The organism is uncultured Lacinutrix sp., assembly GCF_947500605.1.
GTDB lineage: Bacteria > Bacteroidota > Bacteroidia > Flavobacteriales > Flavobacteriaceae > Lacinutrix.
The window spans coordinates 43,422-69,687 of record NZ_CANMSJ010000011.1; the positions used below are offsets into that span (position 1 = coordinate 43,422).

Consider the following 26,266-nt stretch of genomic DNA (forward strand, 5'->3'; position numbering starts at 1 on the left):
ACTTTTGCCGTCTAACAAATTTACTTGATGAGGTATATATTATACGCTTATATATTATTTTTTTCTATTAGTGTTTCTGCTCAAGCAGACAAAAATCCATTTACAATAGATGCCAATTATTTCTATGGAAATATTGCAGAACATAATACTGATATTTCACATTTAATAACCGGACATCCCTCTGGCGTTATATTAAGTTATAACCAGAAAACATTTGGAAAAAAGGCTTGGGAAAGTAGATTTAACTATCCAGATTATGGAGCATCATTTATCTATCAAAAATTTAATAATGAGTATATAAATGAAAATATAGGAGTCTATGCACACTATAATTTTTACTTTTTTAATAGAAATGTAATGTTTCGTATTGGGCAAGGTTTAGCCTATAATGATACGCCTTATGATAAGGTTGAGAATTTTAGAAACAATGCTTTTGGTACACATTTATTAAGTTCTACTTACTTAATGTTAAACTATAAAAAAGAAAATATATTAAAAGGCATAGGTGTTCAAGCAGGTTTTTCTTTAATCCATTATTCTAATGCTAATGTAAAAGCACCAAACAGTTCTATTAATAGTATTGCTTTTAATATTGGTGCTAATTATATTTTTGATAAGGAAAAACCAACAGAATACATTCCTTCTACAGAAGAGAAATATTTTAAAGAAAAAGTAAAATATAATTTTGCTCTTAGAACTGGAGTAAACGAAAGCGATGTTATAGATACAGGACAATATGCTTTCTTCGTTGTATCTGCTTATGCCGATAAACGTTTAAACAGAAAAAGTGCCATTCAAGTAGGTACAGATGTATTCTTTTCTAACTTTTTAAAGAAGCATATTCAGTATAAAGCTGTTGCTTTTCCAGAAGATAATGTAAGTGGAGACGAAGATTATAAACGTGTTGGAGTCTTTGTTGGGCACGAACTGTTTATTAGTAAAACGTCACTTATAACACAACTGGGTTATTATGTTTATTATCCGTTTGATTTTGAAGGTCGCGTGTATAATAGAGTAGGATTGAAGCGTTATTTTGGAGATAAAATTTATGGTGCTTTAACTTTAAAGTCGCACGGAGCAAAAGCTGAAGCTGTAGAAATAGGAATTGGAATAAGATTATAGAATGAAAAAGATAGCATACATATTTATAGTATTACTTTTTGCAAGTTGCGATAACGATAATGCACCAGACTGCTTTAAAAACGCAGGAGATATAATAGAAAAGGAAATTACTGTAGCACCATTTACAAAAATTACTGCTTTTAAAAATATTGAACTCATTGTAACAGATGCTTTGACTCAAAGTGTTAAAATAGAAACAGGAGAAAATCTAATGGACGAAATAGCAGTAACTGTAGAAAACGGTAGATTGCTAATAAACGATAATAATGGTTGTAATCTTACTAGAGATTACGGTTTAACTAAAGTTTATGTTAGTACTCCAAACCTAACAGAGATTAGAAACAGTAGCCAATTTACGGTACGTAGTAATGGTGTTTTAAATTATCCAGATTTAAATTTATTGAGTGAAGACGATTCTGGAGATTTTTATAACAATGGTATTTTTAATTTAGAAGTAAATGCAAATCGTATTTTTATAGTAATTAATAATACAACTACAGCTTATATTTCTGGATCGACTACTAACTTAAGAGTTTACCATGCTTCTGGAGATGGGCGTTTTGAAGGTCGAAACTTAATTGCCGACAATGTAAATGTTTACCATCGAGGTACAAATGATATTATTGTTAATCCTCAATTAAAGCTTACGGCTAATTTATTAAGTACAGGTGATGTTATCTCTGTAACTACACCTCCAGTTTTAGATATTCAAGAACAGTTTGATGGTCGCGTAATTTTTGAGTAAACATCTACTAAGCAGTCAACTCCCTAAACATACTTTCTAAGCTAGCATTTTTTTGATTTAGCTGAAGAATCTTCAACTCATTATCATGGGCAAAATCAAAAACATGAGAACGCATATCTTCTTTTGTAGAAAAGGTGATTTCGTAAATAAAATCATGTGTATTTTTAACGCTTTTGGTATTCGGTAGTTTTAATAAAAAAGCATCTTCAACTCTGTAATCAAACTCCACAATAACTACCTGTTCTTGTCCTTCGCGTAATTCAGTTAGTTTTTTATTCGCAACAATTTCTCCTTTATTAATTATTATAACACGATCGCACATAGCTTCTACCTCTTGCATAATGTGTGTTGATAGAAAAACTGTTTTCTCCTTGCCAATAGATTTTATAAGGTTTCTTATATCTACTAATTGATTAGGGTCTAAACCAGTTGTAGGTTCGTCTAAAATTAAAACATCTGGATTATGTAATAACGCATTTGCTAGGCCAACACGCTGTCTGTAACCTTTAGATAGCGCACTCATTTTTTTATGAGCCTCCGGGCCTAAACCTGTAAGTTCGATAACTTCTTCAATTCTAGATTTACTTACCTTATAAACATCGGCATTAAAAGCTAAATATTCACGAACGTATTGTTCTAAGTATAAAGGATTGTGTTCTGGTAAATAGCCAACACTTTGCTGTACTTGTTTTGCTTCAGATAAAATAGAATGCCCATTTACTGTTGCTTTACCTTCTGTAGGACTTATAAAGGTGGTCAATATTTTCATCATTGTAGATTTTCCTGCTCCATTTGGACCAAGAAACCCAACTATTTCTGGCTTTTTAATTTCAAAAGACACATTGTTTAGTGCTTTCTGTTCACCATAAATCTTCGTTACATTTTCAACCTTTATTGACATCTTATAATCTTTCTTCAAAAATAAACATTCTGTAATTTAAACAAGACTTTGTGCAGAAATCTTTAAATCTTTATCTAAAACCTTAAAATTCATGCTTTAGTATTTTGATTTGTTAAATATTTATCTACTTTAGCAATATAATTATTATGAAAACATTTCAAACAACATATTACAGCTGGTTTTATTTCTTTTTTAGCGAAAAGAACGAGACTGCGTATGTGTAATTTTAATAAACATATATTTAAAACCTAAGTCTCGATAAATTTATCGAGACTTTTTTTATACAATAATTTCAACTTAGGTTGAGATTTTAAAAACAAATAGAATTTGATTAAAACAGTAGCTATACAAGGAATAAAAGGATCGTTTCATCACATTGTGTCGCAAGATTACTTTGGTGAAGATACAGCTGTAAACGAGTGTTTGTCTTTCGACGAAACTGTAGATGCTTTACTATCAGGTAAAACAGAAGTAGCCATTATGGCTCTAGAAAATTCTATTGCAGGTTCAATTATACCAAATTATGCTTTAATAGATAATAACAACCTTCATATTGTTGGTGAGTATTATTTAGATATACAGCACAATTTAATGGCATTGCCAAATCAAAGTATTGAGGATATTAAAGAGGTGCATTCGCATCCAATGGCATTATTACAATGTAAAGCATTCTTTAAAAATTATCCGCATATAAAATTAGTTGAAGATAAAGATACAGCAGATGTTGCCAAGCGAATACAGGATAAAAACCTTAAAGGTATTGCAGCCATAGCAAGTAGTTTAGCAGCTTCAATATTCGAATTAAATATTATTGCAGAAAGCATTCAAACTATTAAACATAACGAAACACGTTTTGTAATTGTTAAGCAAAATAATTCTGAAATTAATACAAATGAAATTAATAAAGCATCAATTAAATTCGAACTCGATCACAAACGAGGAAGCTTAGCCGCAATTCTTAATGTTTTAAGCGATTGTAAACTAAACTTAACAAAAATACAATCTCTACCTAAAATCGAAACACCTTGGCTTTATGCCTTTTTTGTAGATGTTACTTTCGATGATTATAAAGATTTTGATAAGGCAAAAGCAGTAATAGAGATAATGGCAACACATTTAAAAGTGTTAGGCGAATATAAAAACGCAAAGAAATAATGGAAGTAGCAAATAGATTACATAGTGTTGAGGAGTACTACTTTTCTAAGAAATTAAAGGAAGTTAATTCCTTGATATCTCAAGGTAAACCAATTATTAATTTAGGTATTGGTAGTCCAGATTTACAACCACCTGGAAAAGTGATTTCGGCAATTACAGAAAGTTTTAAAGATGCAAGAGCTCATAAATATCAAAGTTATCAAGGTATACCAGAATTAAGGGAAGCGATAGCTGGTTTTTATAAAACGCATTTTCAAGTAGATGTAAATGCTGCTACAGAAGTTTTACCGTTAATGGGAAGTAAAGAAGGTATTATGCATATTTCTATGGCCTTTTTAAATGAAGGTGATGCGGTTTTAATACCAAACCCAGGATACCCAACATATACATCTGTTACTAAATTATTGCAGGCAGAACCTATTTTTTACAATTTAGATGCAGAAAATAATTGGTGTCCAAATATAGAAGAACTTGAAAAGCAAGATCTAAGTAAGGTTAAAATAATGTGGTTAAATTATCCGCACATGCCAACTGGAGCTAAAGCAACTAAAGCGGTTTTTAAAAGCATGATAGCATTTGCTAAAAAGCATGATATTTTATTGGTAAATGATAACCCTTATAGTTTTATTTTAAACAAGGAGCCATTAAGTATCTTAAGTATAGAAGGTGCCAAAGAAGTATGTTTAGAATTAAACTCTTTAAGTAAAACCTTTAATATGGCTGGATGGAGAGTTGGTATGTTACTTGGTAATAACGAGTTGCTAAATGCGGTTTTAAAAGTGAAAAGTAATATGGATTCTGGCATGTTTTACGGCATACAACAAGGCGCTATCGAGGCTTTAAACTCATCAAAAATGTGGTTTGTAAGTTTAAATAATATTTATGAAAAACGCCGTAAACTAGTATGGGAATTAGCGACTAAGTTAAATTGTTCTTTCGATGAGAACGCAACAGGATTGTTTGTTTGGGCAAAATTACCAGCTGCTCTTAATTCAGAAGCATTTATAGACAAGCTATTAAAAGAACATAATCTTTTTATAACACCTGGAACTATTTTTGGAAGTCAAGGAGAAGGTTATGTGCGTTTTTCATTATGTGCAACAGTCAAAGAATTAGAAGAAGCTATAACAAGAGTATGATTAATAATATATACATAATAGGCGTTGGTTTAATAGGCGGAAGTTTAGCCTTAGATATAAAAAACAAACGACCAGATATTACTGTTTACGGTATAGATAAGAGCGAACAACATTTAATAGAAGCTTTAGAACTAAATGTTATAGATGCTAAAGCAACGTTAGACGATTTAGATAAGGCAGACTTAGTAATATTATCAGTGCCTGTAGATGCAGCTGTAGAATTGTTGCCTAAAGTTTTAGATAAAGTGTCAGACTTCGGCCTTGTTGTAGACGTAGGCTCTACCAAATTAGATATTTGTAAAGTAGTAGAAAACCATTTTAAAAGAAGAAATTTTTTAGCAATGCATCCTATTGCAGGAACAGAGTTTTCTGGACCAAAAGCAGCCATTTTAGATTTATTTCAGCATAAAACAAATATTATATGTGAAGTAGAAAAAACAGCTTTTAAGCTTCAAGAAAAAGCATTAAATCTGTTTTCAGAAATAGGAATGAGAATGCGTTATATGAACCCAGAAGCACACGATAAACACATTGCATACATGTCGCATTTATCACACATTAGTGCATTTATGTTGGGTAAAACAGTAATAGAGAAAGAAAAGAACGAACGCGATATTTTCGATATGGCAGGTTCTGGTTTCGAAAGTACTGTAAGGTTAGCAAAAAGTTCTCCAGCAATGTGGACACCAATTTTTAAACAGAATAAAGAGAATGTTATAGAAACCTTAGAAGGTTATATCGCAAACTTAACACAGTTTAAAAACATGATGAAGAACGACGATTTTGAAGGTGTTTATAATGAAATGAAAGACACAAATTATATTAAACAAATATTAAACGGATTAAAATAATATCAATTTCTTGTAAGGTTACTATGCTAAACTCGTTTTAGTAATTAACCTTATAAGTACAATAAATAGTAGGATTATGGAAAATAAAAAAGAAATGAGAAACTGGTTGACAGACATGGCGTTGGATCATCCATTAGTAATCGCTGGACCTTGTAGTGCAGAGACAGAAGAGCAAGTTTTAAAAATAGCTCATGAGCTTAAAGATACAGATGTTAGTTATTTTAGAGCAGGTATTTGGAAACCACGTACACGTCCAGGAATGTTTGAAGGTGTTGGTGCTTTAGGTTTAAATTGGCTTAAAAAAGTAAAAGAAGAAACAGGAATGAAAACCTGTACAGAAGTTGCAAATGCTGCACACGTAAAGTTAGCGATTGAGAATGATGTAGATTTACTTTGGATTGGTGCACGATCTACTGTAAGCCCATTCATTATGCAAGAATTAGCAGATGCTTTAGCTGGAACAGATAAAATTGTTTTAGTTAAAAACCCAGTAAATCCAGATTTAGCGTTATGGTTAGGTGGAATTGAAAGATTATATACTGCAGGTATTAAAAATTTAGGAGCAATACACAGAGGTTTTTCTACATACGAAAAAACGAAATATAGAAACATTCCAGAATGGCAAATAGCTATCGAGTTTCAAAACAGATTTCCAGATTTACCATTAATTAACGATCCATCACATATTACAGGAAAGCGCGATATGGTTTTCGATGTGTCTCAAACGGCTTTAGATCTTAATTTCGATGGATTAATGATAGAAACACATTTCGATCCAGATAACGCATGGAGTGATGCTGCACAGCAAGTAACACCAACGGCATTAGTGCAAATGATGGAGGATTTAAAAATTAGAAAACAAACAGATCCAGAAGCAGAATACAATAAAGAGTTAACTAATTTAAGAGCTCAAATAGATGTTGTAGATAACCAACTTATAGATTTAATGGGCAAGCGTATGCAAGTAGCAGACGGTATTGGTCAATTAAAGAAACAAAAAAATGTTGCTGTTTTACAAAGTAAACGTTGGAATGAGATTTTAGGTAAAATGGTACTTCAAGGAGATGAAAAAGGTTTAAGTGAAGAATTTATTTTAAAACTGTTTAAAGCAGTACACCAAGAGTCTATAAATCATCAAGAAAAAGTGATTAAAGGATAATTTCTTATTTTAAAGACTATTATAAATGCCATTATTAGTTAATCATTTTTTAATATTAATTAATAATGGCATCTTTGTAAGTAATGACAGGACTAGTATATAAATCGACAGGAAGTTGGTACACAGTTAAGACTGAGTTAGGTGCCACTTACGAATGCAGGATAAAAGGTAAATTTCGTTTACAAGGCATAAAGAGTACCAACCCAATTGCGGTTGGTGACTATGTGGATTTTGAGCTAGATACCAAAAGTGATCAAGAAACAGGTGTAATTAACAAGATCCATGATCGCGAGAATTACGTTGTTAGAAAATCGGTAAATCTATCTAAGCAAACACATATTATTGCTTCAAATATCGATCAGGTTTTTCTTTTAATAACTATAGATAATCCACCAACATTTACAAGCTTTATAGATCGTTTTTTAGTAACGGCAGAGGCTTATTCTATTAAAACTGTTTTGGTTTTTAATAAAATAGATACTTATACCGAAGAAACTATTCTAGAAGTTAAATGGTTGGAGCATATTTATACAAATATAGGCTACGACTGTATTAGCGTTTCGGCTAAAACAGGAGAGAATATAGATAAAATTAAAGCACTAATGGAAGGTAAAGTTAGTGTGTTTACAGGCCATTCTGGAGTAGGTAAGTCTACTTTAGTAAACACAATAGAACCAAGTTTAGACTTAAAAACAAAGTCTATTTCCACACAGCATTCCCAAGGACAGCACACAACAACATTTGCAGAAATGTTCGATTTAAGTTTCGATGCTAAAATTATAGACACGCCAGGAATTAAAGGTTTTGGAGTAGTAGATATGGAAAAGGAAGAAATAAGCGATTATTTTCCTGAGTTTTTTAAACTGAGTCAAGATTGTAAATTCAATAACTGTATGCACATAGAAGAACCTAAATGCGCTGTTAAAGATGCTTTAGAAAGAGATGAGGTTGCAGCTTCGCGTTACAAAAGTTATGTTCAAATAATTGAAGGAGACGATCAGCATTACAGAACAGATATTTGGGATAGAGAGTAATAAAAAAAATATTAAAATTTCGCTTTCGCGGAAAGGAGCATGAAAATAGTAATTCAAAGAGTTAGTAAAGCGAGTGTAACTATAGAATATGAAAAAGTAGCTTCAATAGATCATGGACTTTTAATTTTACTAGGGATTGTTACAGAAGATACCCAAGAAGACATTACATGGTTAACAAACAAGATTGCAAATATTCGCATTTTTGAAGACGAACAAGCTGTAATGAACAAATCTCTTTTAGATACTAATGGAGACGTTATTGTTGTAAGTCAGTTTACATTGCAAGCAAGTACAAAAAAAGGAAACAGACCAAGTTATATAAAAGCAGCACGACCAGAAGTTGCTATTCCATTATACCAAGCTTTTAATAAAACCTTAGAAACGGTTTTAAGTAAACCAATTCAAACAGGAGTGTTTGGTGCAGATATGCAAGTGGAACTTTTAAACGATGGACCAGTAACTATAATTATAGATTCTAAAAATAAAGAGTAATGGCATCATTATTTGGACATGGTTTAGTTGGCTTTACACTAACTAAAATAGGAAGTGCTAAAGCAAGTAAAGCACTACTGTTTTTGGCTATTGTTTCGGCAATACTTCCAGATTTAGATGTTGTCACTTTTGGTGAAATACCATACACACATCCATTTGGACATCGCGGTTTTACACATTCCATAGTTTTTGCCCTAATTTGGGCTGTTATTTTAGCCTTCATTTTTACAAAAACTAAAAAAATATTATTTTTTGTAGTTATTTTTCTATCAACCATATCGCATGGTGTTTTAGACGCTTTAACAACAGGAGGAAAAGGAGTTGGTTTTTTTATACCGTTTAATAATGCTCGGTTTTTCTTTCCGTGGCAAGTAATAAAAGTATCGCCAATAGGTGTAAGCAAATTCTTTACAAATAGAGGAGTGCAAGTAATATTAAGCGAGTTAAAGTATATTGGTATTCCATGTGTTTTAATAATACTGTTTCTGCGTCTAAAAAATAAAAAAGTAGGAAAATAACTCTTTAGACTTAGTCATATTTTTTATATTTAAGACCTAATAGAATAACATGCGCTTAAAACCAATAATTAGTATATTCTTTATACTAATATCCTCTATAACATTTTCACAAGAAAAATTTATTGCATTAACAATAAGTCCAGAACTAAAAAAGAACAGTAACGCTGTTATTAGAAGTAGTATTACAGAAGTTGATATTGAGTCAATAGATAAAATTATTGTTAAACAACATCGTATTGTAACGGTTTTTAATGAATCTGGACAATCAAAAGTTAATGGTGAAGTGTATTATGATAATGCTGTAAATATTAAAAAACTTGAGGCTAAAATTTATAATGCAATTGGTGAAGAAGTTAAAAGAATTAAGAAAAAGGATTTTAAAGATGTAAGTATTGCAGATGGTTTTTCAATATTTAATGATAATAGAGCAAAATATTTTAATTATACACCAGTTTCTTATCCATATACAGTTGAATTTATTTCTGAAACAGTAAGGACAAATACGGCCTTTATTCCAAGATGGTTTCCTTTAGAAGATTACTATGTTAGTACAGAGTTCTCTAGTTTTAAAGTAAATAATAATTCAGGAATTGAACTTTCTAAAAGACTTTTAAATTTTGAAGATTATATAAGTATCGAGGAAGTTTCAGAATTTAATTATATAGCAAAAAAAATACCTGCTTTGGTTTCTGAGGCTTATAGTCCATCATTTACAACATTTACTCCTAATTTAAAGGTCGCTTTAAAAGCCTTTAGTATGGAAGGTGTAGAAGGTACTAATACTAGCTGGGGAAATTTTGGACAATGGATGAACGACAAACTTATAAAAGGAACAGAAGTACTGCCCGAATCTACCAAACAAGAAATAAAAATACTAACTAAGGACGCTTCGTCTTCTATTGAAAAAGCAAGAATTGTGTATAAATATGTACAAGATAAAAGTCGCTATGTTAGTATTCAAGTAGGTATTGGTGGATGGAAACCAATGTTAGCAAGTGATGTAGATAGATTGGGCTATGGTGATTGTAAAGGATTAACAAACTACACGAAATCTTTATTAGAAACTGTTGGTGTAGAATCTTATTACACAGTCGTGTATGGAGATTCAAATATTAGGAGTATTGACAGGGATTTCTCTTCTCTAGAAGGCAATCATGTAATACTAACAATACCGATTCAGGAGGATTATGTTTGGTTAGAGTGTACAAGTCAAAACTCACCTTTTGGCTATAATGCTAATTTTACAGATGATAGAGATGTGCTTTTAGTAACTTCTGAAGGTGGTAGAATTGTTCATACAAAAGAATATAAAACTATAAGTAATACTCAAGAAACAAAAGCAGATATTATTATTAATGAAGATGGAAATATAAAAGCTAAATTAAATATAGTGTATAAAGGTTCCCAATATGATAATCATACTTATATAGAATCAAAAGATTTAGAAAAACAGAAGTTATTTTACAAAGATTATTATAATATTAATAATTTAAGCATAAGCGCATTAAAAATTAATAATGATAAAGAGGCTATCGTATTTACAGAAGACATAGAGTTAGAGGCTGTAAGCTATGCGTCTAAAGCTGGTGTAAATTTATTGTTTAGCCCTAATTTATTTAATAAAAGCACTGTAGTTCTTCCAAAATATAAAACAAGAGAATTACCTTTTGAGAAAGATAGAGGTTATAAAGATGTTGATGAGTATACTATTAAAATCCCAGTAAACTATAGTTTTGAAAGTTTTAAAGAGTCTATTAATATTTCTAATAAGTTTGGAAGTTATAAAGTTACTATGCAGAAAAAAAATAGTAACACAATGCATTATAAAAGAGAACTAATAATTAATAAAGGAAAATATTTAAAAGAAGATTATAAAGCGTTTAGAGCATTTTATATAGAAATAGTTAATCATGATAAATCGCGAATAGCAATTGCAAATAAAAAATAAATGAAAGTAAAACTAATAATATTAGCTCTATTTAGTATTAATATATGCATTGCGCAAAATTATAATTTTGGCAAAGTCTCAAAGGAAGAATTACAAGAACAATTTAATCCTCAAGATTCAACTGCAAATGCAACTTATTTATATAAATATAGAAAGACTTATTTTCTACACCATAATAATGAATTTAAGTTGATGACAGATGTTCACGAGAGAATTAAAATTTATAATAAAGAGGATTCAGATTTTGCTACAAAAGAAATTAATTTATATGAAGGTAATGGTAGAAAAGAGAGTATAACTGGCCTAAAAGCGTATTCTTATAATTTTGTTGATGGTAAAATTACAGAGACAAAACTAAAAAAAGATGGAATTTTTGAAACAGAATTATCAAAACATTATAACCAGAAAAAATTTACTATGCCTAATATTAAAAAAGGCACTGTAATAGAGTATAAATATAAAATTGAATCTCCTTTTTATCAAAACGTTGATGAGTTTATATTTCAGCATAGTATACCTATTAAAAAATTAGAGATAAAGTTTGAATATCCAGAATATTTTGGTTTTAAAGCAAATGCCATAGGATTTTTAACAATAGAAAAAAGACAAGATACTAGACAAGATAAGCTTACTATAGAATCAAAATCTTATGATCAAAGATTTGGTGTAAAAACAGGAACAAATAAAGATGAATTAGAATATACTTCAAATATTGATATTTATGAGTCAAATAATATTCCAGCATTAAAAAACGAACCATTTGTAAACAATATAAATAATTATCGTTCTCTAGCTAAATATGAATTGGCATATATTAAATATCCAAACAGTCAAATAAAAGAATTCTCTACTAGTTGGGAAGATGTTGTAAAAACCATCTTTGATAATTCTGATTTTGGAGATGAGCTTAAAAAGTCTAATTATTTTAAAGAGGATGTCAATGCTTTATTAGAAGGAGTAAATGATCCAATGGAAAAAGCTGGGTTGATATTTAATTATGTAAAGACAAAAATGAAATGGAATAATTATTATGGAAAATATATTAATGTAGGTGTAAAAAAAGCATATAAAGAGAAGGTAGGTAATGTAGCAGAAATAAACTTAATGCTAACTTCAATGTTGCGTTATGCAGGAATTAATGCTAATCCAGTATTAGTAAGTACTAGAAATAATGGAATTCCTTTGTTTCCAACAATAGAAGGGTATAATTATATAGTATGTGCTATAGAGTTGCTTGATAATGTTATTTTGTTAGATGCTACAAGTAAATACAGTACACTTAATGTATTGCCTGTAAGAGCATTAAATTGGAAAGGAAGAATTATTAGAAGTCATGGTTCTTCTGCTTTGATTGATCTGTATCCAAAAGAGATGTCTTCTCATACCTCATTTATGTCAATTAATTTAAATGATAATACAGGAATAGAAGGTGGCATAAGAAATATTTATACAGCTCAGAAGGCAATGAGTTATCGATCGAGATATGTTGATGCAAATAAAGAAGAATTTATAGAAAGATTAGAGAATAAATATGACGGTATTGAAATCTCAGATTATACAGTAAAAAACGAATTAGAATTTTCTAAACCAGTAATAGAATCTTATAAGGTTTTAGTAGAAAATCAAACAGAAATTATTGGAGATAAAATGTATATTTCTCCTTTGTTTTTTCTAACAAAAGAAGATAATCCGTTTAAATTAGAAACAAGAGAATTTCCAATAGATTTTGGTTACCCAACAAAAAGGGTGTTTAGAATAAGTATAAATTTACCTAAAAACTATAATGTAGAAACCATTCCGGAAGCTAAGGTTATTACTTTGCCAGATAATTTAGGGTCTTTTAAATATAATATTTCGGCAAATGAAACATCTTTGCAAATAATAATAAGTTCAGAGATTAATACGTCAATAATCCCTTCTCAATATTACAAAGTAATAAAAGAGTTTTATAAGCAAATGAGGGAAAAAGAAAATGAAAAAATAATACTGATAAAAGCTTAACAATGAACATAAAAAACGCACAACAAGAAGTAGATAACTGGATTAAAAACCATGGCGTTCGTTATTTTAATGAACTTACCAATATGGCACAACTTACAGAAGAAGTAGGAGAAGTAGCCAGAATTATTGCCAGACGCTATGGAGAACAAAGCGAAAAAGAAAGCGATAAAAATAAAGATTTAGGCGAGGAACTAGCCGACGTTATGTTTGTGGTTTTATGTTTAGCAAACCAAACAGGAATAGATTTACAAGAAGCTTTCGATAAGAAATTAAATATAAAAACAAAACGCGATCACGATCGTCATCATAATAACGAAAAGCTTAAATAGTTTTTCTTTTTTTTATTTCCGCGAAGACGGAAACCGTTTACTATGAATATAAAAGTCCAAAAATCTTCAATAAATAAGAAGTCAGCAATACAAATTACAGGATCAAAAAGTGAATCTAATAGATTGTTATTGTTGCAAGCATTATATCCAGAAATTAAAATAGAGAATGTGTCTAACAGTGACGATTCTCAATTAATGACTAAGGCTTTAGCGTCTTTAGAACAAGTAATAGATATCCATCATGCAGGAACTGCAATGCGTTTTCTTACCGCTTATTTTGCGACTCAAAACAATAGAGAAACAATAATAACAGGTTCTAAACGTATGAAAGAGCGACCAATAAAAATATTGGTAGATGCTTTAAATCAATTAGGAGCAGATATTTCATATAAAGAAAACGAAGGCTATCCACCACTTTTAATTAAAGGAAAACAATTAACTAAAAACAAAGTATCGTTAGATGCTAATGTAAGTAGTCAATACATTTCGGCATTATTACTTATTGCTTCAAAATTAGAAAACGGATTAGAATTAACCTTAAACGGAAAAATAACATCTGTGCCTTATATTAACATGACCTTGAGTTTGTTAAGAGAGTTAAATATTGAAACAGAATTTAAAGACAATGTAATTACTGTAAAACCTTTACAGGAAAAGGTAGAGAATAAAACTCTAACGGTAGAGTCAGACTGGTCTTCGGCGTCTTATTTTTATAGTATTGTGGCTTTAGCACCTGTAGGAACGTCAATTAAAATTTCATCGTATAAAAAAGACAGTTTACAAGGCGATTCTGCATTAGCCGAAATTTATAAAAGCTTTGGAGTTGCTACAGTTTTTGAAGATAAAGGAGTCCTTCTTACAAAGGAAAACGAAGTAAATAAAGAAACGACAATAGATTTTAACTTGGCAAATTCGCCAGATATTGCACAAACAATTGCAGTTACGGCCTTTGCTTTAGGCTTAGAATCTAATTTAACAGGATTGCATACGCTTAAAATTAAAGAAACCGATAGATTAGAGGCTTTAAAAACGGAAATTGAAAAACTAGGAGGAGCAGTTGCTATTACTAACGAAACTCTTCATCTTAAAAAGTCTGATAATATTAAAGAAAATGTAGCAATAGCAACGTACAACGACCATAGGATGGCAATGGCTTTTGCACCGTTAGCTTTAAAAACAACTCTCGAAATTGAAGATTATATGGTAGTTTCTAAATCTTATCCAACCTTTTGGGAAGATTTAAAACAACTAGGATTTGATATTAAAGCAATTAAATAAATAATAAACAGTCATTTACTTGACAACGCCTATCTTGAGATTGTATCTTTGCTACTTTCTAATACTAAAAACATACGATAAACATGAAAATGAAATTATCACACTTTAACTTCGAATTACCAGACGAGTTATTGGCAGAATATCCAGCAGAAAACAGAGACGAGTCTCGTTTAATGGTTCTTAACAGAAAAGAACAAACTATAGAACACAAACAATTTAAAGATATTATTGATTATTTTGATGAAGACGATGTCATGATTCTTAATAATACTAAGGTTTTTCCAGCACGTTTATTTGGTAACAAAGAAAAAACTGGAGCTAGAATTGAAGTGTTTTTATTACGTGAGTTAAACGAAGAGCAACGCCTTTGGGATGTTTTAGTAGATCCAGCACGTAAAATTAGAATTGGAAATAAATTATACTTTGGTGATGATGAGACTTTAGTTGCCGAAGTAATAGATAATACAACATCAAGAGGTAGAACATTACGTTTTCTTTACGATGGTTCTTACGCAGAATTCCGTAAGAAATTAACAGATTTAGGAGAAACACCATTACCTAAATATATTAAAAGAGATGTAGAACCTGAAGACGAAGAGCGTTACCAAACAATTTTCGCTAAAAATGAAGGTGCTGTAGCAGCTCCAACAGCAGGAATGCATTTTTCTAAGCATTTATTAAAGCGTTTAGAAATTAAAGGTGTCGATTTTGCTGAGGTAACTTTACACGTAGGTTTAGGGACTTTTAACTCTGTTGAGGTAGAAGATTTATCTAAGCATAAAATGGATAGTGAAGAAGTAACTATTGGACCAGAAACAGTAGATAAAATTAATACTGCATTAAAAAATAGAAGACGTATTTGTGCCGTTGGTACAACTGCAATGCGTGCTGTTGAAAGTGCTGTATCTTCAAACCATACTTTAAACGAGATTGATGGTTGGACAAATAAATTTATTTTCCCTCCTTACGATTTTAGTATAGCAAATGCTATGATTACTAACTTTCACACACCAAAATCTACATTAATGATGATGACTTCTGCATTTGCAGGACACGATTTTGTTATGCGTGCTTACGACGAAGCTGTTAAAGAAAAGTACAAGTTCTACAGTTATGGAGATGCAATGTTAATTATCTAATCTTAAATTAATAGAGATTATTAAAAACACAAATAGTAAAAAGCCTTATCAATATTTTGATAAGGCTTTTTTATTGCTTGTAACTCACAATGTGTTTTGTCATTCAGAGCGAAGCGAAGAATCTCATTCTATTAAAAATGAAGTATCTAAAATAAAATTATGCTCTTAAACTTCTTTAGTATTTATTATATTGGTTTAGAATTGTAACTGTACTTTAAAAAGTAGTATGCCATATAGAATTTACGTTATCGAATTATCCAAACGAGTATTCACAGAAAACGCAAAATTTAGAGCAGCCAATCCGCAATTTAATGGTGTTTTAGAGTGTTTGTATGTTGGGATGACTAGTAAGACGCCTAAAGAGCGTTTTACGCAGCATAAAACAGGTTATAGAAATAAGAAAGGACATAAGTTGTCTTCTAATATTGTAGAGAAATATGGCTCTTATTTAAGGCCTAGTTTATACAACCATATCGATCCAATTAAAACTAGGGCAGAAGCGTTAAAAATGGAAGAAGCTTTAGCTTTAGAGTTACGCCGAAAACGGTATGCGGTTTGGTTTAATTAATAGAGTTGATTTCTTCTGTTTAAAACTTTAATATTTGTAGTAATACACTTGTTTAAATTGGGTTTTAGAGTCACTTGACTTTATCATAAAAATAGTCGAACTTCGTTTAACGTATGATATAAAACATTGAAACGATTTTATATCATCGAAACATTGGCAACACGCTGAAAAAATAGAATGAATAAACTAAAAACAGGAGAGTTTTACGGAACACATTACCAAAAAACAGCTTTTGAAAATCTAATAATTACCGATACAGAATATACACACACTAAAGTTGATTGGCATTATCACGAAAATCCATATTTTACTTATTTACTTCAAGGGAAGTTATTTGAATCTAACAAAAAAGAATCCTACTATTTAGAGCCAGGAAACCTACTATTTCATAATTGGCAAGACTCACATTATAATATAAAACCACCTGATTTTACAAGAGGTTTTCATATTGAATTGAACAAGAATTGGTTTTCAAACTTTGATATTCAGATAACAAATTTTGAAGGAAGCATCAATTTAAAGAATCCTATAATAAAGAACTTGATGAACCATATATTTGTTGAAACTAAAATTAACGACCAATATTCAAATTTAAGTATTGAAAGTAATTTGATTGAAATTTTCAACACAATTAAGGAAAGTAAAGAAAGAAATTTAAGAAAACCAGTTTGGGCAAATAAACTAAAAGAATTGTTGAATGAGGAAAAAATAGACTATTCTCTAAACAGTTTAAGTTCAAAGTTAGAAATACACCCTGTTCATTTGTCCAGAGAATTTAATCGCTATTTTGGAACAAGTCTTGGTAATTATATTCGATTGATTAAATTAAATAAAGCGTTTCATTTACTTCTCTCTAAAAAGTTTTCTATGACTGAAATTTGTTATCTATGTGATTTTTATGACCAAAGTCATTTCATCTCAAATTTTAAGAAAATCTATAATACAACACCAACAAAAATTTTAAAGAATATTTCCTGATGTTAATTATATACAATTTTGGGAAATGGAATAATTTTACCTTTGTAATTCATCAAAAATCAATCAAAAAATGAAAACACAAAGTATTTCACTTCTCTTATTTACATTTCTTACAATTAGTCTTTCCGGTCAAGATATGGCAGAATACACGAGTGGGTGGGAAGGAAAAATAGACGGCTCGAAAGTATTCAACGTAAAGGTAGAAATAGAAAGTTTTGGACTTGAAAAAGCTAGATTAAAAATTTCTAATAGTAAAAGCATTATTGACTATCCGTTTGATTCAAGAAGTACTTCAATATTAAAAGTGCCTTTTGCAGAAAATTATTCTTTTGAAGGCGTACTTTCTGAAAATGGTAAAGAAATTAATGGGTTTATCAAATCTGGAATGCTTCTTTATCACATAAAACTTACGCAATCAAAGAATAGTACTTTTATAGGAGTTTGGAACATACTTATGATAGATGAGCTGAAATCACTTAACTTCTATTTGAGTATCGAAAATGGAGAAGGCAATGATTATCAAGCTTACCCAATTCTTGGAGACAATAGATTTACAGGAACTTGGTGCGACAATTTTCAAAAAGAAAAAGATTTGATTTCGTTTATTGATTTTAAAACAGGATTGCAGTTTAAAGGAAAGCTAGAAAAGAATAAGATTCAATTAAGTATCCTCTTAGGAAACCATTTGCTAACAGATATAGAATTAAAAAAATCTATAACCGATTGGAAAATTGGTGGTTTTAAAAATGACAAAAACAACACTTCCATTTTAAAACTTACTGAAATGGAATACCTTATTTCAAAGGATTCATTTCCTAATACACATGCTGTTGTAATTTCAAAAAAAGGGAAAATTGAATATGAAAATTATTTTGATGGTTACAACTCAAATATTCCACACGACATGAAATCTGCTTCAAAAAGTATTTCATCCGCAATAGTTGGAATAGCAAAAGACAAATTGTTATTTAATAGTGTTAAGCAATCTATTTTTGATTTTCTGCCTGAAAAATATCAAACTCGTAAAGACAGTCTAAAAACGAAAATCGATATTCAGAGTCTTTTAACAATGAGTTCTGGTATAGATGCTATAGATTATGGTATCAATGCAAATCCAAAATCTTCTGCAACAGAAAATAATTACCAAAGAACACCTGATTGGATCGAAGCAATTCTAAAAGCTCCAATGATTCATAAGCCAAACACTAATGCTAATTATGGCTCAGCAAACCCAGCTTTGCTAGGTGTTGCTATGGATTCTGTCATTTCAGAACCTTTGGAATTATTTATTGATAAGTTTTTATTTCAGAAATTGAAAATTTCAAATTACATTATTCAAACGGACTTAAGAGATAAGCCATATTTTGGAGGTGGAATGTACCTTACTCCAAAAGATATGTTGAAATTTGGAGAACTCTATCTGAATAAAGGAAAATGGCAATCAAAACGTATTATATCTAAAAAATGGGTTAAAAAATCATTTAAAAACTATCGTAATTTAGAAAATGTAACAGATAAAAATGGTTATGGATATTTATGGTGGCATAACACTTATCAAATTAATGGAAAAAATATAAAATCTATTGAGGCAAGAGGGAATGGAGGACAATATATTTTTGTAATTCCTTGTTTACAAACAGTTGTTGTTATTACATCTGGGAATTATAGAAATGGTAAAACACAGCAACCTGAAATAATTTTTGAAGAATATATTTTACCTTACCTTGAAAATTGAAAAAAAACAGTTGCCAATACCGTATAAAAATAATTTCGATTTAGTGCTTAATCAAAGGCAATTGCGTGTTTGCCTGCATCTGAATTTCCTTCGGAAAATCCTCGCATACAAACCCGAAACTATACATAAACGTTAAACGAAACCAATAAAAAAACGCTCTCAGAATCAAATCTAAGAACGTTTTTTAATTTATTTCACACAATTTTCAGTGTATGAGTAATTTATTTGTGTATCGATACTCTCGATTACATCATGCCTGGCATACCGCCACCCATTGGCATTCCACCAGCAGGAGCATCTTCTTTAATATCAATTAAAGCACACTCAGTAGTTAATATCATTCCGGCAACAGAAGCAGCATTTTCTAATGCAATTCTAGTTACTTTTTTAGGATCGATAATACCGGCTTTAAGCATATCTACATATTGTTCAGATTTAGCATCGTAACCAAAGTCTTTTTCACCTTCAGATACTTTGTTTACTACAACACTACCTTCGCCACCTGCATTCTCTACAATTGTTCTTAAAGGCGCTTCAATAGCACGTGCAACAATTTGTATACCTGTAGTTTCGTCTAAGTTTTCTGTAGTAATTTTATCTAAAACGGCTTTTGCTCTTACTAAAGCAACACCACCACCTGCAACAATACCTTCTTCTACAGCTGCTCTTGTAGCATTTAAAGCATCATCAACACGATCTTTCTTTTCTTTCATTTCTACTTCACTAGCTGCACCAACATAAAGTACTGCAACACCACCTGCTAATTTAGCAAGACGTTCTTGTAGTTTTTCTTTATCGTAATCGCTAGTTGTAGATTCTATTTGAGACTTGATTTGGTTAACACGATTTTTAATTAAATCTTTATCTCCAGATCCATTAACAACTGTAGTATTGTCTTTATCTATAGTAATACGTTCTGCAGTACCAAGCATTTCAATTGAAGCATTTTCAAGAGTAAAACCTCTTTCTTCAGAAATTACAGTTCCTCCAGTTAAAATAGCAATATCCTCTAACATTGCTTTACGTCTGTCTCCAAAACCTGGCGCTTTTACAGCAGCAATTTTTAAAGAACCACGTAATTTATTAACAACTAAAGTAGCTAATGCTTCACCATCAACATCTTCAGCAATAATTAATAAAGGTTTTCCTGTTTGTGCAACTGGCTCTAAAATTGGTAATAAATCCTTCATTGTAGAAACCTTTTTGTCATATAATAATATGTAAGGATTCTCTAAATCAGCAATCATTTTTTCGCTATCTGTTACAAAGTAAGGAGATAAGTAACCTCTGTCAAATTGCATACCTTCAACTACATCTACGTAAGTATCTGTACCTTTAGATTCTTCAACAGTAATTACACCTTCTTTACCAACTTTACCAAAAGCTTTAGCAATTAAATCTCCAATAAGCTCATCGTTATTTGCAGAGATAGAAGCTACTTGCTTAATCATTTCAGAAGAGTTTTTAACCTCTTTAGCTTGCTTTCCTAAATCTTCAACGATAGCTTTTACTGCTTTGTCGATACCACGTTTTAAATCCATTGGATTTGCACCTGCAGCAACATTTTTTAAACCTTCTTTTACAATTGCTTGTGCTAATACAGTTGCAGTTGTAGTACCATCACCAGCTAAATCGTTAGTTTTAGAAGCTACTTCTTTTACCATTTGAGCGCCCATATTTTCTAATGGGTTCTCTAATTCAATTTCTTTTGCAACACTAACACCATCTTTAGTAACAACAGGTGCTCCAAAAGAACGGCTAATAATTACGTTTCTTCCTTTTGGTCCTAAAGTTACTTTTACTGCATTTGCTAATGCATCTACACCACGTTTTAATCCGTCGCGAGCTTCTATATCAAATTTTATATTTTTTGCCATGTTATTCTATTTTGTTATTCCTGAAAAAACAGGAATCTATGTTAATTGAAATTGTTTTTTGTTGAATGGATTCCTGTTTTTTCAGGAATGACAACAATTATATGAAGATGCTAAAGGCAAATAGCCAAAAGCTAAGTGCTATTAAATAATAGCCATTATATCTTCCTCACGCATCATTAAATAGTTTGTACCTTCTAACTTAATTTCAGAACCAGAATACTTTCCGTAAAGTACAGTGTCTCCAACTTTAACAGTAAGTGGCTCATCTTTTTTTCCGTTTCCAATAGCTACAACAGTACCTTTATGTTGTTTCTCTTGTGCGCTATCTGGAATATATAGTCCAGAAGCAGTTTGTGTTTCAGCAGGAAGTGCTTCAACTAGTACACGATCTGCTAGTGGTTTAATGTTTATTTTGCTCATGTTATTTTTATTTAGTCTGTTTAGAATACAGACGGTTCGTTAATTTTTATACTATATATACTAAGCTAAAAATGTGCCATTGCAAGGTAACTGACAAACTTACAGATTCTATACTGTAGCTATTAAAAACAAAAAATGCCAACTGTTAAGTTGGCATTTTTTTATAATATTATATTGGTGATATTAGTTGTCACCTTCAGTTTCTTGAGTTGTATTGTCTACAGCTGGTGCAGGTGCAGGTGTAACAGGTGCTGTTATAGCATTTTCATCTAAAGCTTTAGAATCTCCCAATACTCCAGCTCTTGGAATAGATAAACTAGACACTAAAATTAATGCCACTAAAATAGTAGCTAATGTCCAAGTACTTTTATCTAAAAAGTCTGTTGTTTTCTTTACACCACCTAATTGCTGTGTTCCACCGCCACCAAAAGAAGAAGATAATCCTCCACCTTTAGGATTTTGTACCATTATTACTACTATTAGTAAAAAGGCAACTATAACAATTAGTATTAAAAATATTGTAAACTGTCCCATTATTCCTTATTGTTTTGTTCTTGTAATTCGTTAATTGCTTTAATTTGGTCTGCAAAGAAACCACTTTTTTCTGGATATTTCAAACTTAATATTTTATAAGATTGAATTGCCTTTTTATAGTTCTTTTGCTCAAGATAAATTCTTGCTAAAGTCTCTGTCATTAAGGCTTCAGGCTGAATCATTTGCGCTTTAGCAATATTGTGTTTTGATGCAACTGTTTTTTTTGCGACTAATTTTGGACTCTTTTCTATGAATTTTTCGATGAGATCAAACTTTTTTGCCTTAGCTAATGCGCTAACAGATTTTTTAGGTTTTTTCTCTTCAGAAGTACTTTTCACAGATTCTTCTTTTCTATCAATAGGAGTAAAGCGTGTTAAAGTTAACCACTCATTAAAAGAGTGTGTTTCTACTTTTTCAAAATCAAGCGGTTTCCCAATATTTAAAATGTCTTCTGGTTTTTTTGAAACTTCAATTGTTTTTTCTTCAGCTTCAATTTCAGTTTTAAAACTTGCAACTTTTTCTTTTTCTATTTTAGGCTGAAATAAATCTGGATCTAAAATTTTTATAGTGTCTTCAATTTGCTGTTTTAAAGCTTGGTCTATTGCGACACTTTTTTCAACCGAAATGTCTTCTGCTTGAACCTCTATGTCAAGCAAGTTTGCTGCATTTTGCCTAATAAATCGCGACACTTCGTTTTGAGTAAATGTTTCCGAAGTAATAAAATCGAATAAAATACTTCTATCTGTTGTATAAGCAGCGGTAGTTTTTAATGCATTGTTATATTTAAAACTATCTGCATTTTTTAGACCTTTAATATAAAGTGCTCTTGCAGATTGAAAATATGGAAAAGCATCAACAACATTTTTTAAATCCTCGGTTTGAGATTTATTAATGTGCTGTGGTGCTTTAAGAATATTTAAAAAGTTGGTTTGATTCATTTACCACTTAGCTAAAGATGCGTTAAAAATATCTTGTGTAATACGTTCGAAAATTTCTTCGAAAGCGGTTTCTTTTACGCTTCCGCTAAGTAAAGATGTTCCTGAATAATCGTAGAAAAATGAAAATGTTTTTTCAAAATCATCGTCCTCCGCTTTTTTATTGTAAAAACGAACACGAACACCAATTGTTAATCTGTTTTGTGCGGCTGTATTATCTGCTGTAGCAGTAGTTGGAGAAATACGGTATTCTGTAATTTCACCTTCGTAAACTAAATCTGCATTAGAGTTTACAAGCTCTAAATTAGTTTGATTTACAATTAAATCTTGTAATGCAATAGTAAAATCTCTATCTATTCCTGGCTCTACTTGTGCAGCATTATTTTGAAAATAATTAACCTGAAAAGATTTTACATTGTCTTGAATGTTTGTTCCCGATAAAGAATAAAAGCCACAGCTAAAAACTGAAACTGTTACCAATAGTATTAGAATGTGTTTTATGTATTTCATCTTGTGCTCACGAAAGTGAGTGTCTTTTAGTTGTTATTTTAATACGTTTAAGCTTATTATTAACGAAAAATTAAAGATCAAATTGTTTAATTTTTCTATACAATGTACGCTCGCTAATACCCAATTCTTCGGCAGCTAATTTACGTTTTCCGCTATGTCGCTCTAAAGATTTTTTTATTAATTCTAATTCTTTATCGTGAAGCGATAGCGTTTCTTCTTCCTCGATTTCTTCAGCAAAATGATATTTATCGTCAGTTTCTGGAGCGTAGTTTTTTGTTTCCGATTTCTGCGGAATAGCCAATACTTGTAAATCTTCTAAAGTTTCATCATCATCATTATCGCCGTAGATTTTTTCAATTAAACCTTGATTGTCTTCTTGAACATCTTTAGCATTTCCTTTTTTCATTAGTTCCATTGTAAGCTTCTTTAAATCGTTTAAATCGGCTTTCATATCAAATAAAACTTTGTAGAGAATTTCGCGTTCGCTACTAAAATCGCTTTCAGATTTTGTGGTTTTTATAACTGCAGGTAAATTACTTGCTCCTGTAGGTAGGTAGCCTCTTAAAGTATTTGAAGAAATCGCTCTATTTTGTTCTAGTACAGAAACTTGTTCGGCTACATTACGTAACTGTCTAATGTTTCCATTCCATCTAAATTTTAATAAATCTTGTACGGCGTCGTCAGATAGTTTTATGGTTGGCATTTTATACTTCAATGCAAAATCACTAGCAAACTTTCTAAATAATAAATGAATATCTTCTTGGCGCTCGCGTAGCGGCGGAAGGTTAATTTCTACAGTGCTTAATCTGTAGTATAAGTCTTCACGAAATTTTTCTTTTTTAATAGCATCAAACATATTAACGTTTGTTGCTGCAACAATACGCACATTTGTTTTTTGTACTTTACTAGAACCTACTTTTATAAATTCTCCATTTTCTAGTACACGTAATAAGCGCACTTGCGTTGTTAATGGTAATTCTCCTACTTCATCTAAAAAAATAGTACCGCCATCTGCAACTTCAAAGTAGCCATTTCTAGTTGCTGTTGCTCCTGTAAATGCACCTTTTTCGTGACCAAAAAGTTCACTGTCTATGGTGCCTTCTGGTATTGCGCCACAGTTTACTGCTATGTATTTGTTGTGTTTTCTGTGAGATAGTTGATGTATTATTTTTGGAATACTCTCCTTACCAACACCACTTTCTCCTGTTACCAGAACAGAAATATCTGTTGGCGATACTTGGATTGCTTTTTCTATGGCGCGATTTAAGGTTGCACTATTTCCAATAATCCCGAAACGTTGTTTTGTAGCTTGTATTGATTCCATATTATTTCTACTTAGTCCGAAACTTTTTAATTATTGTCTAGAAAGTTCTACAGCTTCACCTATTAGTGTTGCTTTTGTACAATCTGTTATTTTTACGTTTACAAAATCTCCAATGTTATATTTGTCTTTTGGAAAAACAGCAACAATACTATGTTGACTTCTTCCAGACCATTGGTCTTTAGATTTTTTAGATTCTTTTTCTACTAGTATTTCTACAGTTTGCCCTAAAAATTCTCTTGTTCTTAATTCACTATGCTCTAATTGAAGCGCAATAATCTCGCTTAATCTGCGGCTTTTTGTAGCTTCAGGAACATCATCTTCAAATTTACGTTCTGCAAGTGTTCCAGGTCGTTCAGAATAAGTATACATATAGCCAAAGTTATATTTTACATATTCTAATAAACTTAAAGTGTCTTGGTGATCGTCTTCTGTTTCTGTTGGGAAACCAGCAATCATATCTTGACTTATGGCACAATCAGGAATAATACTACGAATATTATCTATTAACGTAAAATACTCTTCTCTTGTATGTAAACGATTCATGGCCTTTAAAATACGGTTGCTTCCGCTTTGTACCGGTAAATGAATGTGATTACAAATGTTATCATATTTTGCCATCATCTTTATAACATCTAAACTCATGTCTTGAGGATTAGAAGTCGAAAAACGAATACGCATATTAGGTTGTGTTTCTGCACATATTTGTAATAATTTCGAGAAATCTACAGCAGTTGCTTTTTGCATTTCTGTAGCTTTAATAAAATTCTTTTTTAATCCGCCTCCGTACCAAAGGTAGCTATCTACGTTTTGACCAAGCAAAGTAATTTCCTTGTAGCCTTTGCTCCATAAGTCGTTTACTTCTTCAATAATACTTTGTGGATCGCGACTACGTTCTCTACCACGAGTAAATGGTACCACACAAAAAGTACACATGTTATCGCAACCACGAGTTATAGATACTAAAGCAGTAACGCCATTAGTATTCAAACGTACAGGAGAAATATCTCCATATGTTTCATCTTTAGATAAAATAACGTTTATAGCATCATGGCCATCTTCAACTTCTGCTAAAAGATTAGGTAAATCTTTATAGGCATCAGGCCCAACAACAAGATCTACAATTTTTTCTTCTTCTAGAAATTTAGTTTTCAAACGTTCTGCCATACAACCTAAAACACCAACTTTCATTTTTGGGTTTATACGTTTTACAGCATTATATTTTTGCAGTCTTTTTCTAACAGTTTGCTCTGCTTTATCTCTAATAGAACAAGTGTTTACTAAAACTAAATCTGCATCTTCCAGATTGTTAGTAGTATTATAGCCTTGGTTGTCTAGTATAGAAGCCACAATCTCACTGTCGCTAAAATTCATAGCACAACCGTAGCTTTCTATAAAAAGTTTTTTTGTGTTGGCTTTATTTTGATTTAAAATAAGTGCCTCGCCTTGTTTAGCTTCGTCTATAGTCTTCTCCATAATTATTGATAAAATCAAAATCAATTAGTATGCAAAGATAAGATTATTTAAATGAAAGTGACAAAGTGGCAGTTATAAATTATAGTTAAAAAACTTACATT

The 26,266-nt window shown here is 30.9% G+C and carries 25 protein-coding genes; 17 read left to right on the top strand and 8 right to left on the bottom strand.

Going from position 1 to position 26,266, the window contains the following annotated elements; genetic code table 11:
• Positions 1 to 27 precede the first annotated feature (27 nt).
• Positions 28 to 1,122, top strand: a complete 1,095-nt coding sequence (locus Q0935_RS13980) for an acyloxyacyl hydrolase (protein ID WP_299387441.1) — start codon at positions 28 to 30, stop codon at positions 1,120 to 1,122.
• Position 1,123: 1 nt separating this feature from the next.
• A complete protein-coding gene (locus Q0935_RS13985; protein ID WP_299387446.1) occupies positions 1,124 to 1,867 on the top strand; it encodes a head GIN domain-containing protein in 744 nt (247 codons plus the stop codon).
• Positions 1,868 to 1,874: 7 nt separating this feature from the next.
• On the opposite strand, the gene gldA is transcribed toward Q0935_RS13985, so the two are convergent.
• Entirely contained in the window at positions 1,875 to 2,768 is an 894-nt protein-coding gene (gene gldA, locus Q0935_RS13990) for a gliding motility-associated ABC transporter ATP-binding subunit GldA (RefSeq protein WP_299387450.1), read from the bottom strand.
• 327 nt (positions 2,769 to 3,095) lie between these two features.
• Between gldA and Q0935_RS13995 the strand changes: the two genes are divergently transcribed.
• The 15 genes from Q0935_RS13995 (at position 3,096) to Q0935_RS14065 (ending at position 19,092) form a co-directional block, all read left to right on the top strand.
• Entirely contained in the window at positions 3,096 to 3,923 is an 828-nt protein-coding gene (locus Q0935_RS13995; RefSeq protein WP_299387455.1) for a prephenate dehydratase, read from the top strand.
• A complete protein-coding gene (locus tag Q0935_RS14000) occupies positions 3,923 to 5,062 on the top strand; it encodes an aminotransferase class I/II-fold pyridoxal phosphate-dependent enzyme (protein ID WP_299387459.1) in 1,140 nt (379 codons plus the stop codon). The genes Q0935_RS13995 and Q0935_RS14000 overlap by 1 nt, the downstream gene beginning before the upstream one ends.
• Positions 5,059 to 5,913 carry a prephenate dehydrogenase gene (locus tag Q0935_RS14005; protein ID WP_299387464.1) on the top strand — a complete coding sequence of 285 codons (855 nt, stop codon included), beginning with the start codon at positions 5,059 to 5,061 and terminating at the stop codon, positions 5,911 to 5,913. Before Q0935_RS14000 ends, Q0935_RS14005 begins: the two co-directional genes overlap by 4 nt.
• A 76-nt stretch (positions 5,914 to 5,989) precedes the next feature.
• The gene (locus Q0935_RS14010) at positions 5,990 to 7,072 is read left to right on the top strand and encodes a bifunctional 3-deoxy-7-phosphoheptulonate synthase/chorismate mutase type II (protein ID WP_299387468.1); all 1,083 of its coding nucleotides are present in this window, start codon (positions 5,990 to 5,992) and stop codon (positions 7,070 to 7,072) included.
• Positions 7,073 to 7,155: 83 nt separating this feature from the next.
• Complete coding sequence (gene rsgA / locus Q0935_RS14015) at positions 7,156 to 8,106, top strand: ribosome small subunit-dependent GTPase A (protein WP_299253495.1); 951 nt, start codon at positions 7,156 to 7,158, stop codon at positions 8,104 to 8,106.
• A gap of 39 nt (positions 8,107 to 8,145) precedes the next feature.
• On the top strand, positions 8,146 to 8,598 hold the full coding sequence (gene dtd / locus Q0935_RS14020) for a D-aminoacyl-tRNA deacylase (protein ID WP_299253492.1): 453 nt from the start codon (positions 8,146 to 8,148) through the stop codon (positions 8,596 to 8,598).
• Positions 8,598 to 9,116: a metal-dependent hydrolase gene (locus tag Q0935_RS14025; protein ID WP_299387473.1), complete on the top strand. Its 519-nt coding sequence runs from the start codon at positions 8,598 to 8,600 to the stop codon at positions 9,114 to 9,116. The genes dtd and Q0935_RS14025 overlap by 1 nt, the downstream gene beginning before the upstream one ends.
• A 49-nt stretch (positions 9,117 to 9,165) precedes the next feature.
• Complete coding sequence (locus Q0935_RS14030; protein ID WP_299387476.1) at positions 9,166 to 11,064, top strand: DUF3857 domain-containing protein; 1,899 nt, start codon at positions 9,166 to 9,168, stop codon at positions 11,062 to 11,064.
• On the top strand, positions 11,065 to 13,065 hold the full coding sequence (locus tag Q0935_RS14035; RefSeq protein WP_299387480.1) for a transglutaminase domain-containing protein: 2,001 nt from the start codon (positions 11,065 to 11,067) through the stop codon (positions 13,063 to 13,065). It abuts the gene before it with no gap.
• Between the two features lie 2 nt (positions 13,066 to 13,067).
• Positions 13,068 to 13,394 carry a nucleotide pyrophosphohydrolase gene (locus Q0935_RS14040; protein ID WP_299253480.1) on the top strand — a complete coding sequence of 109 codons (327 nt, stop codon included), beginning with the start codon at positions 13,068 to 13,070 and terminating at the stop codon, positions 13,392 to 13,394.
• A gap of 42 nt (positions 13,395 to 13,436) precedes the next feature.
• Positions 13,437 to 14,672, top strand: coding sequence for a 3-phosphoshikimate 1-carboxyvinyltransferase (locus Q0935_RS14045; protein WP_299253477.1), 1,236 nt, complete (start codon positions 13,437 to 13,439; stop codon positions 14,670 to 14,672).
• Between the two features lie 89 nt (positions 14,673 to 14,761).
• Positions 14,762 to 15,811, top strand: a complete 1,050-nt coding sequence (gene queA / locus Q0935_RS14050) for a tRNA preQ1(34) S-adenosylmethionine ribosyltransferase-isomerase QueA (RefSeq protein ID WP_299253473.1) — start codon at positions 14,762 to 14,764, stop codon at positions 15,809 to 15,811.
• A gap of 226 nt (positions 15,812 to 16,037) precedes the next feature.
• The gene (locus tag Q0935_RS14055) at positions 16,038 to 16,379 is read left to right on the top strand and encodes a ribose-5-phosphate isomerase (protein WP_299387486.1); all 342 of its coding nucleotides are present in this window, start codon (positions 16,038 to 16,040) and stop codon (positions 16,377 to 16,379) included.
• A 177-nt stretch (positions 16,380 to 16,556) separates the two neighbouring features.
• Complete coding sequence (locus Q0935_RS14060) at positions 16,557 to 17,357, top strand: AraC family transcriptional regulator (RefSeq protein WP_299387489.1); 801 nt, start codon at positions 16,557 to 16,559, stop codon at positions 17,355 to 17,357.
• Between the two features lie 70 nt (positions 17,358 to 17,427).
• The gene (locus Q0935_RS14065; protein ID WP_299387494.1) at positions 17,428 to 19,092 is read left to right on the top strand and encodes a serine hydrolase; all 1,665 of its coding nucleotides are present in this window, start codon (positions 17,428 to 17,430) and stop codon (positions 19,090 to 19,092) included.
• Positions 19,093 to 19,337: 245 nt separating this feature from the next.
• Here Q0935_RS14065 and groL read toward each other — a convergent pair whose 3' ends face one another.
• The 7 genes from groL to miaB form a co-directional block, all read right to left on the bottom strand.
• Positions 19,338 to 20,969: a chaperonin GroEL gene (gene groL, locus Q0935_RS14070; protein WP_299387498.1), complete on the bottom strand. Its 1,632-nt coding sequence runs from the start codon at positions 20,967 to 20,969 to the stop codon at positions 19,338 to 19,340.
• 141 nt (positions 20,970 to 21,110) lie between these two features.
• Entirely contained in the window at positions 21,111 to 21,389 is a 279-nt protein-coding gene (locus Q0935_RS14075; RefSeq protein ID WP_100998466.1) for a co-chaperone GroES, read from the bottom strand.
• A 183-nt stretch (positions 21,390 to 21,572) separates the two neighbouring features.
• On the bottom strand, positions 21,573 to 21,923 hold the full coding sequence (gene secG, locus Q0935_RS14080; RefSeq protein ID WP_299253458.1) for a preprotein translocase subunit SecG: 351 nt from the start codon (positions 21,921 to 21,923) through the stop codon (positions 21,573 to 21,575).
• A complete protein-coding gene (locus tag Q0935_RS14085) occupies positions 21,923 to 22,861 on the bottom strand; it encodes a hypothetical protein (RefSeq protein ID WP_299387503.1) in 939 nt (312 codons plus the stop codon). Before Q0935_RS14085 ends, secG begins: the two co-directional genes overlap by 1 nt.
• Positions 22,862 to 23,368, bottom strand: a complete 507-nt coding sequence (locus Q0935_RS14090; RefSeq protein WP_299253452.1) for an LptE family protein — start codon at positions 23,366 to 23,368, stop codon at positions 22,862 to 22,864.
• Positions 23,369 to 23,438: 70 nt separating this feature from the next.
• Positions 23,439 to 24,692 carry a sigma 54-interacting transcriptional regulator gene (locus tag Q0935_RS14095; protein ID WP_299387507.1) on the bottom strand — a complete coding sequence of 418 codons (1,254 nt, stop codon included), beginning with the start codon at positions 24,690 to 24,692 and terminating at the stop codon, positions 23,439 to 23,441.
• A 30-nt stretch (positions 24,693 to 24,722) separates the two neighbouring features.
• Positions 24,723 to 26,165, bottom strand: coding sequence for a tRNA (N6-isopentenyl adenosine(37)-C2)-methylthiotransferase MiaB (miaB, locus tag Q0935_RS14100; RefSeq protein ID WP_299387509.1), 1,443 nt, complete (start codon positions 26,163 to 26,165; stop codon positions 24,723 to 24,725).
• Positions 26,166 to 26,266: the final 101 nt, after the last annotated feature.

Bases quoted from the DNA above. Each gene is read 5' to 3' on its own strand.
- Q0935_RS13985 (WP_299387446.1), top strand. From the start codon at position 1,124: ATGAAAAAGATAGCATACATATTTATAGTATTACTTTTTGCAAGTTGC.
- Q0935_RS14090 (WP_299253452.1), bottom strand. From the start codon at position 23,368: ATGAAATACATAAAACACATTCTAATACTATTGGTAACAGTTTCAGTT.
- queA (WP_299253473.1), top strand. From the start codon at position 14,762: ATGAAATTATCACACTTTAACTTCGAATTACCAGACGAGTTATTGGCA.
- Q0935_RS14065 (WP_299387494.1), top strand. From the start codon at position 17,428: ATGAAAACACAAAGTATTTCACTTCTCTTATTTACATTTCTTACAATT.
- Q0935_RS14055 (WP_299387486.1), top strand. From the start codon at position 16,038: ATGCCATATAGAATTTACGTTATCGAATTATCCAAACGAGTATTCACA.
- Q0935_RS14025 (WP_299387473.1), top strand. From the start codon at position 8,598: ATGGCATCATTATTTGGACATGGTTTAGTTGGCTTTACACTAACTAAA.
- Q0935_RS13980 (WP_299387441.1), top strand. From the start codon at position 28: ATGAGGTATATATTATACGCTTATATATTATTTTTTTCTATTAGTGTT.
- rsgA (WP_299253495.1), top strand. From the start codon at position 7,156: ATGACAGGACTAGTATATAAATCGACAGGAAGTTGGTACACAGTTAAG.
- dtd (WP_299253492.1), top strand. From the start codon at position 8,146: ATGAAAATAGTAATTCAAAGAGTTAGTAAAGCGAGTGTAACTATAGAA.
- Q0935_RS14035 (WP_299387480.1), top strand. From the start codon at position 11,065: ATGAAAGTAAAACTAATAATATTAGCTCTATTTAGTATTAATATATGC.
- miaB (WP_299387509.1), bottom strand. From the start codon at position 26,165: ATGGAGAAGACTATAGACGAAGCTAAACAAGGCGAGGCACTTATTTTA.
- Q0935_RS14010 (WP_299387468.1), top strand. From the start codon at position 5,990: ATGGAAAATAAAAAAGAAATGAGAAACTGGTTGACAGACATGGCGTTG.
- Q0935_RS14030 (WP_299387476.1), top strand. From the start codon at position 9,166: ATGCGCTTAAAACCAATAATTAGTATATTCTTTATACTAATATCCTCT.
- secG (WP_299253458.1), bottom strand. From the start codon at position 21,923: ATGGGACAGTTTACAATATTTTTAATACTAATTGTTATAGTTGCCTTT.
- Q0935_RS14085 (WP_299387503.1), bottom strand. From the start codon at position 22,861: ATGAATCAAACCAACTTTTTAAATATTCTTAAAGCACCACAGCACATT.
- Q0935_RS14095 (WP_299387507.1), bottom strand. From the start codon at position 24,692: ATGGAATCAATACAAGCTACAAAACAACGTTTCGGGATTATTGGAAAT.
- Q0935_RS14060 (WP_299387489.1), top strand. From the start codon at position 16,557: ATGAATAAACTAAAAACAGGAGAGTTTTACGGAACACATTACCAAAAA.
- Q0935_RS14075 (WP_100998466.1), bottom strand. From the start codon at position 21,389: ATGAGCAAAATAAACATTAAACCACTAGCAGATCGTGTACTAGTTGAA.
- Q0935_RS14045 (WP_299253477.1), top strand. From the start codon at position 13,437: ATGAATATAAAAGTCCAAAAATCTTCAATAAATAAGAAGTCAGCAATA.
- Q0935_RS14000 (WP_299387459.1), top strand. From the start codon at position 3,923: ATGGAAGTAGCAAATAGATTACATAGTGTTGAGGAGTACTACTTTTCT.
- Q0935_RS14005 (WP_299387464.1), top strand. From the start codon at position 5,059: ATGATTAATAATATATACATAATAGGCGTTGGTTTAATAGGCGGAAGT.
- groL (WP_299387498.1), bottom strand. From the start codon at position 20,969: ATGGCAAAAAATATAAAATTTGATATAGAAGCTCGCGACGGATTAAAA.
- gldA (WP_299387450.1), bottom strand. From the start codon at position 2,768: ATGTCAATAAAGGTTGAAAATGTAACGAAGATTTATGGTGAACAGAAA.
- Q0935_RS14040 (WP_299253480.1), top strand. From the start codon at position 13,068: ATGAACATAAAAAACGCACAACAAGAAGTAGATAACTGGATTAAAAAC.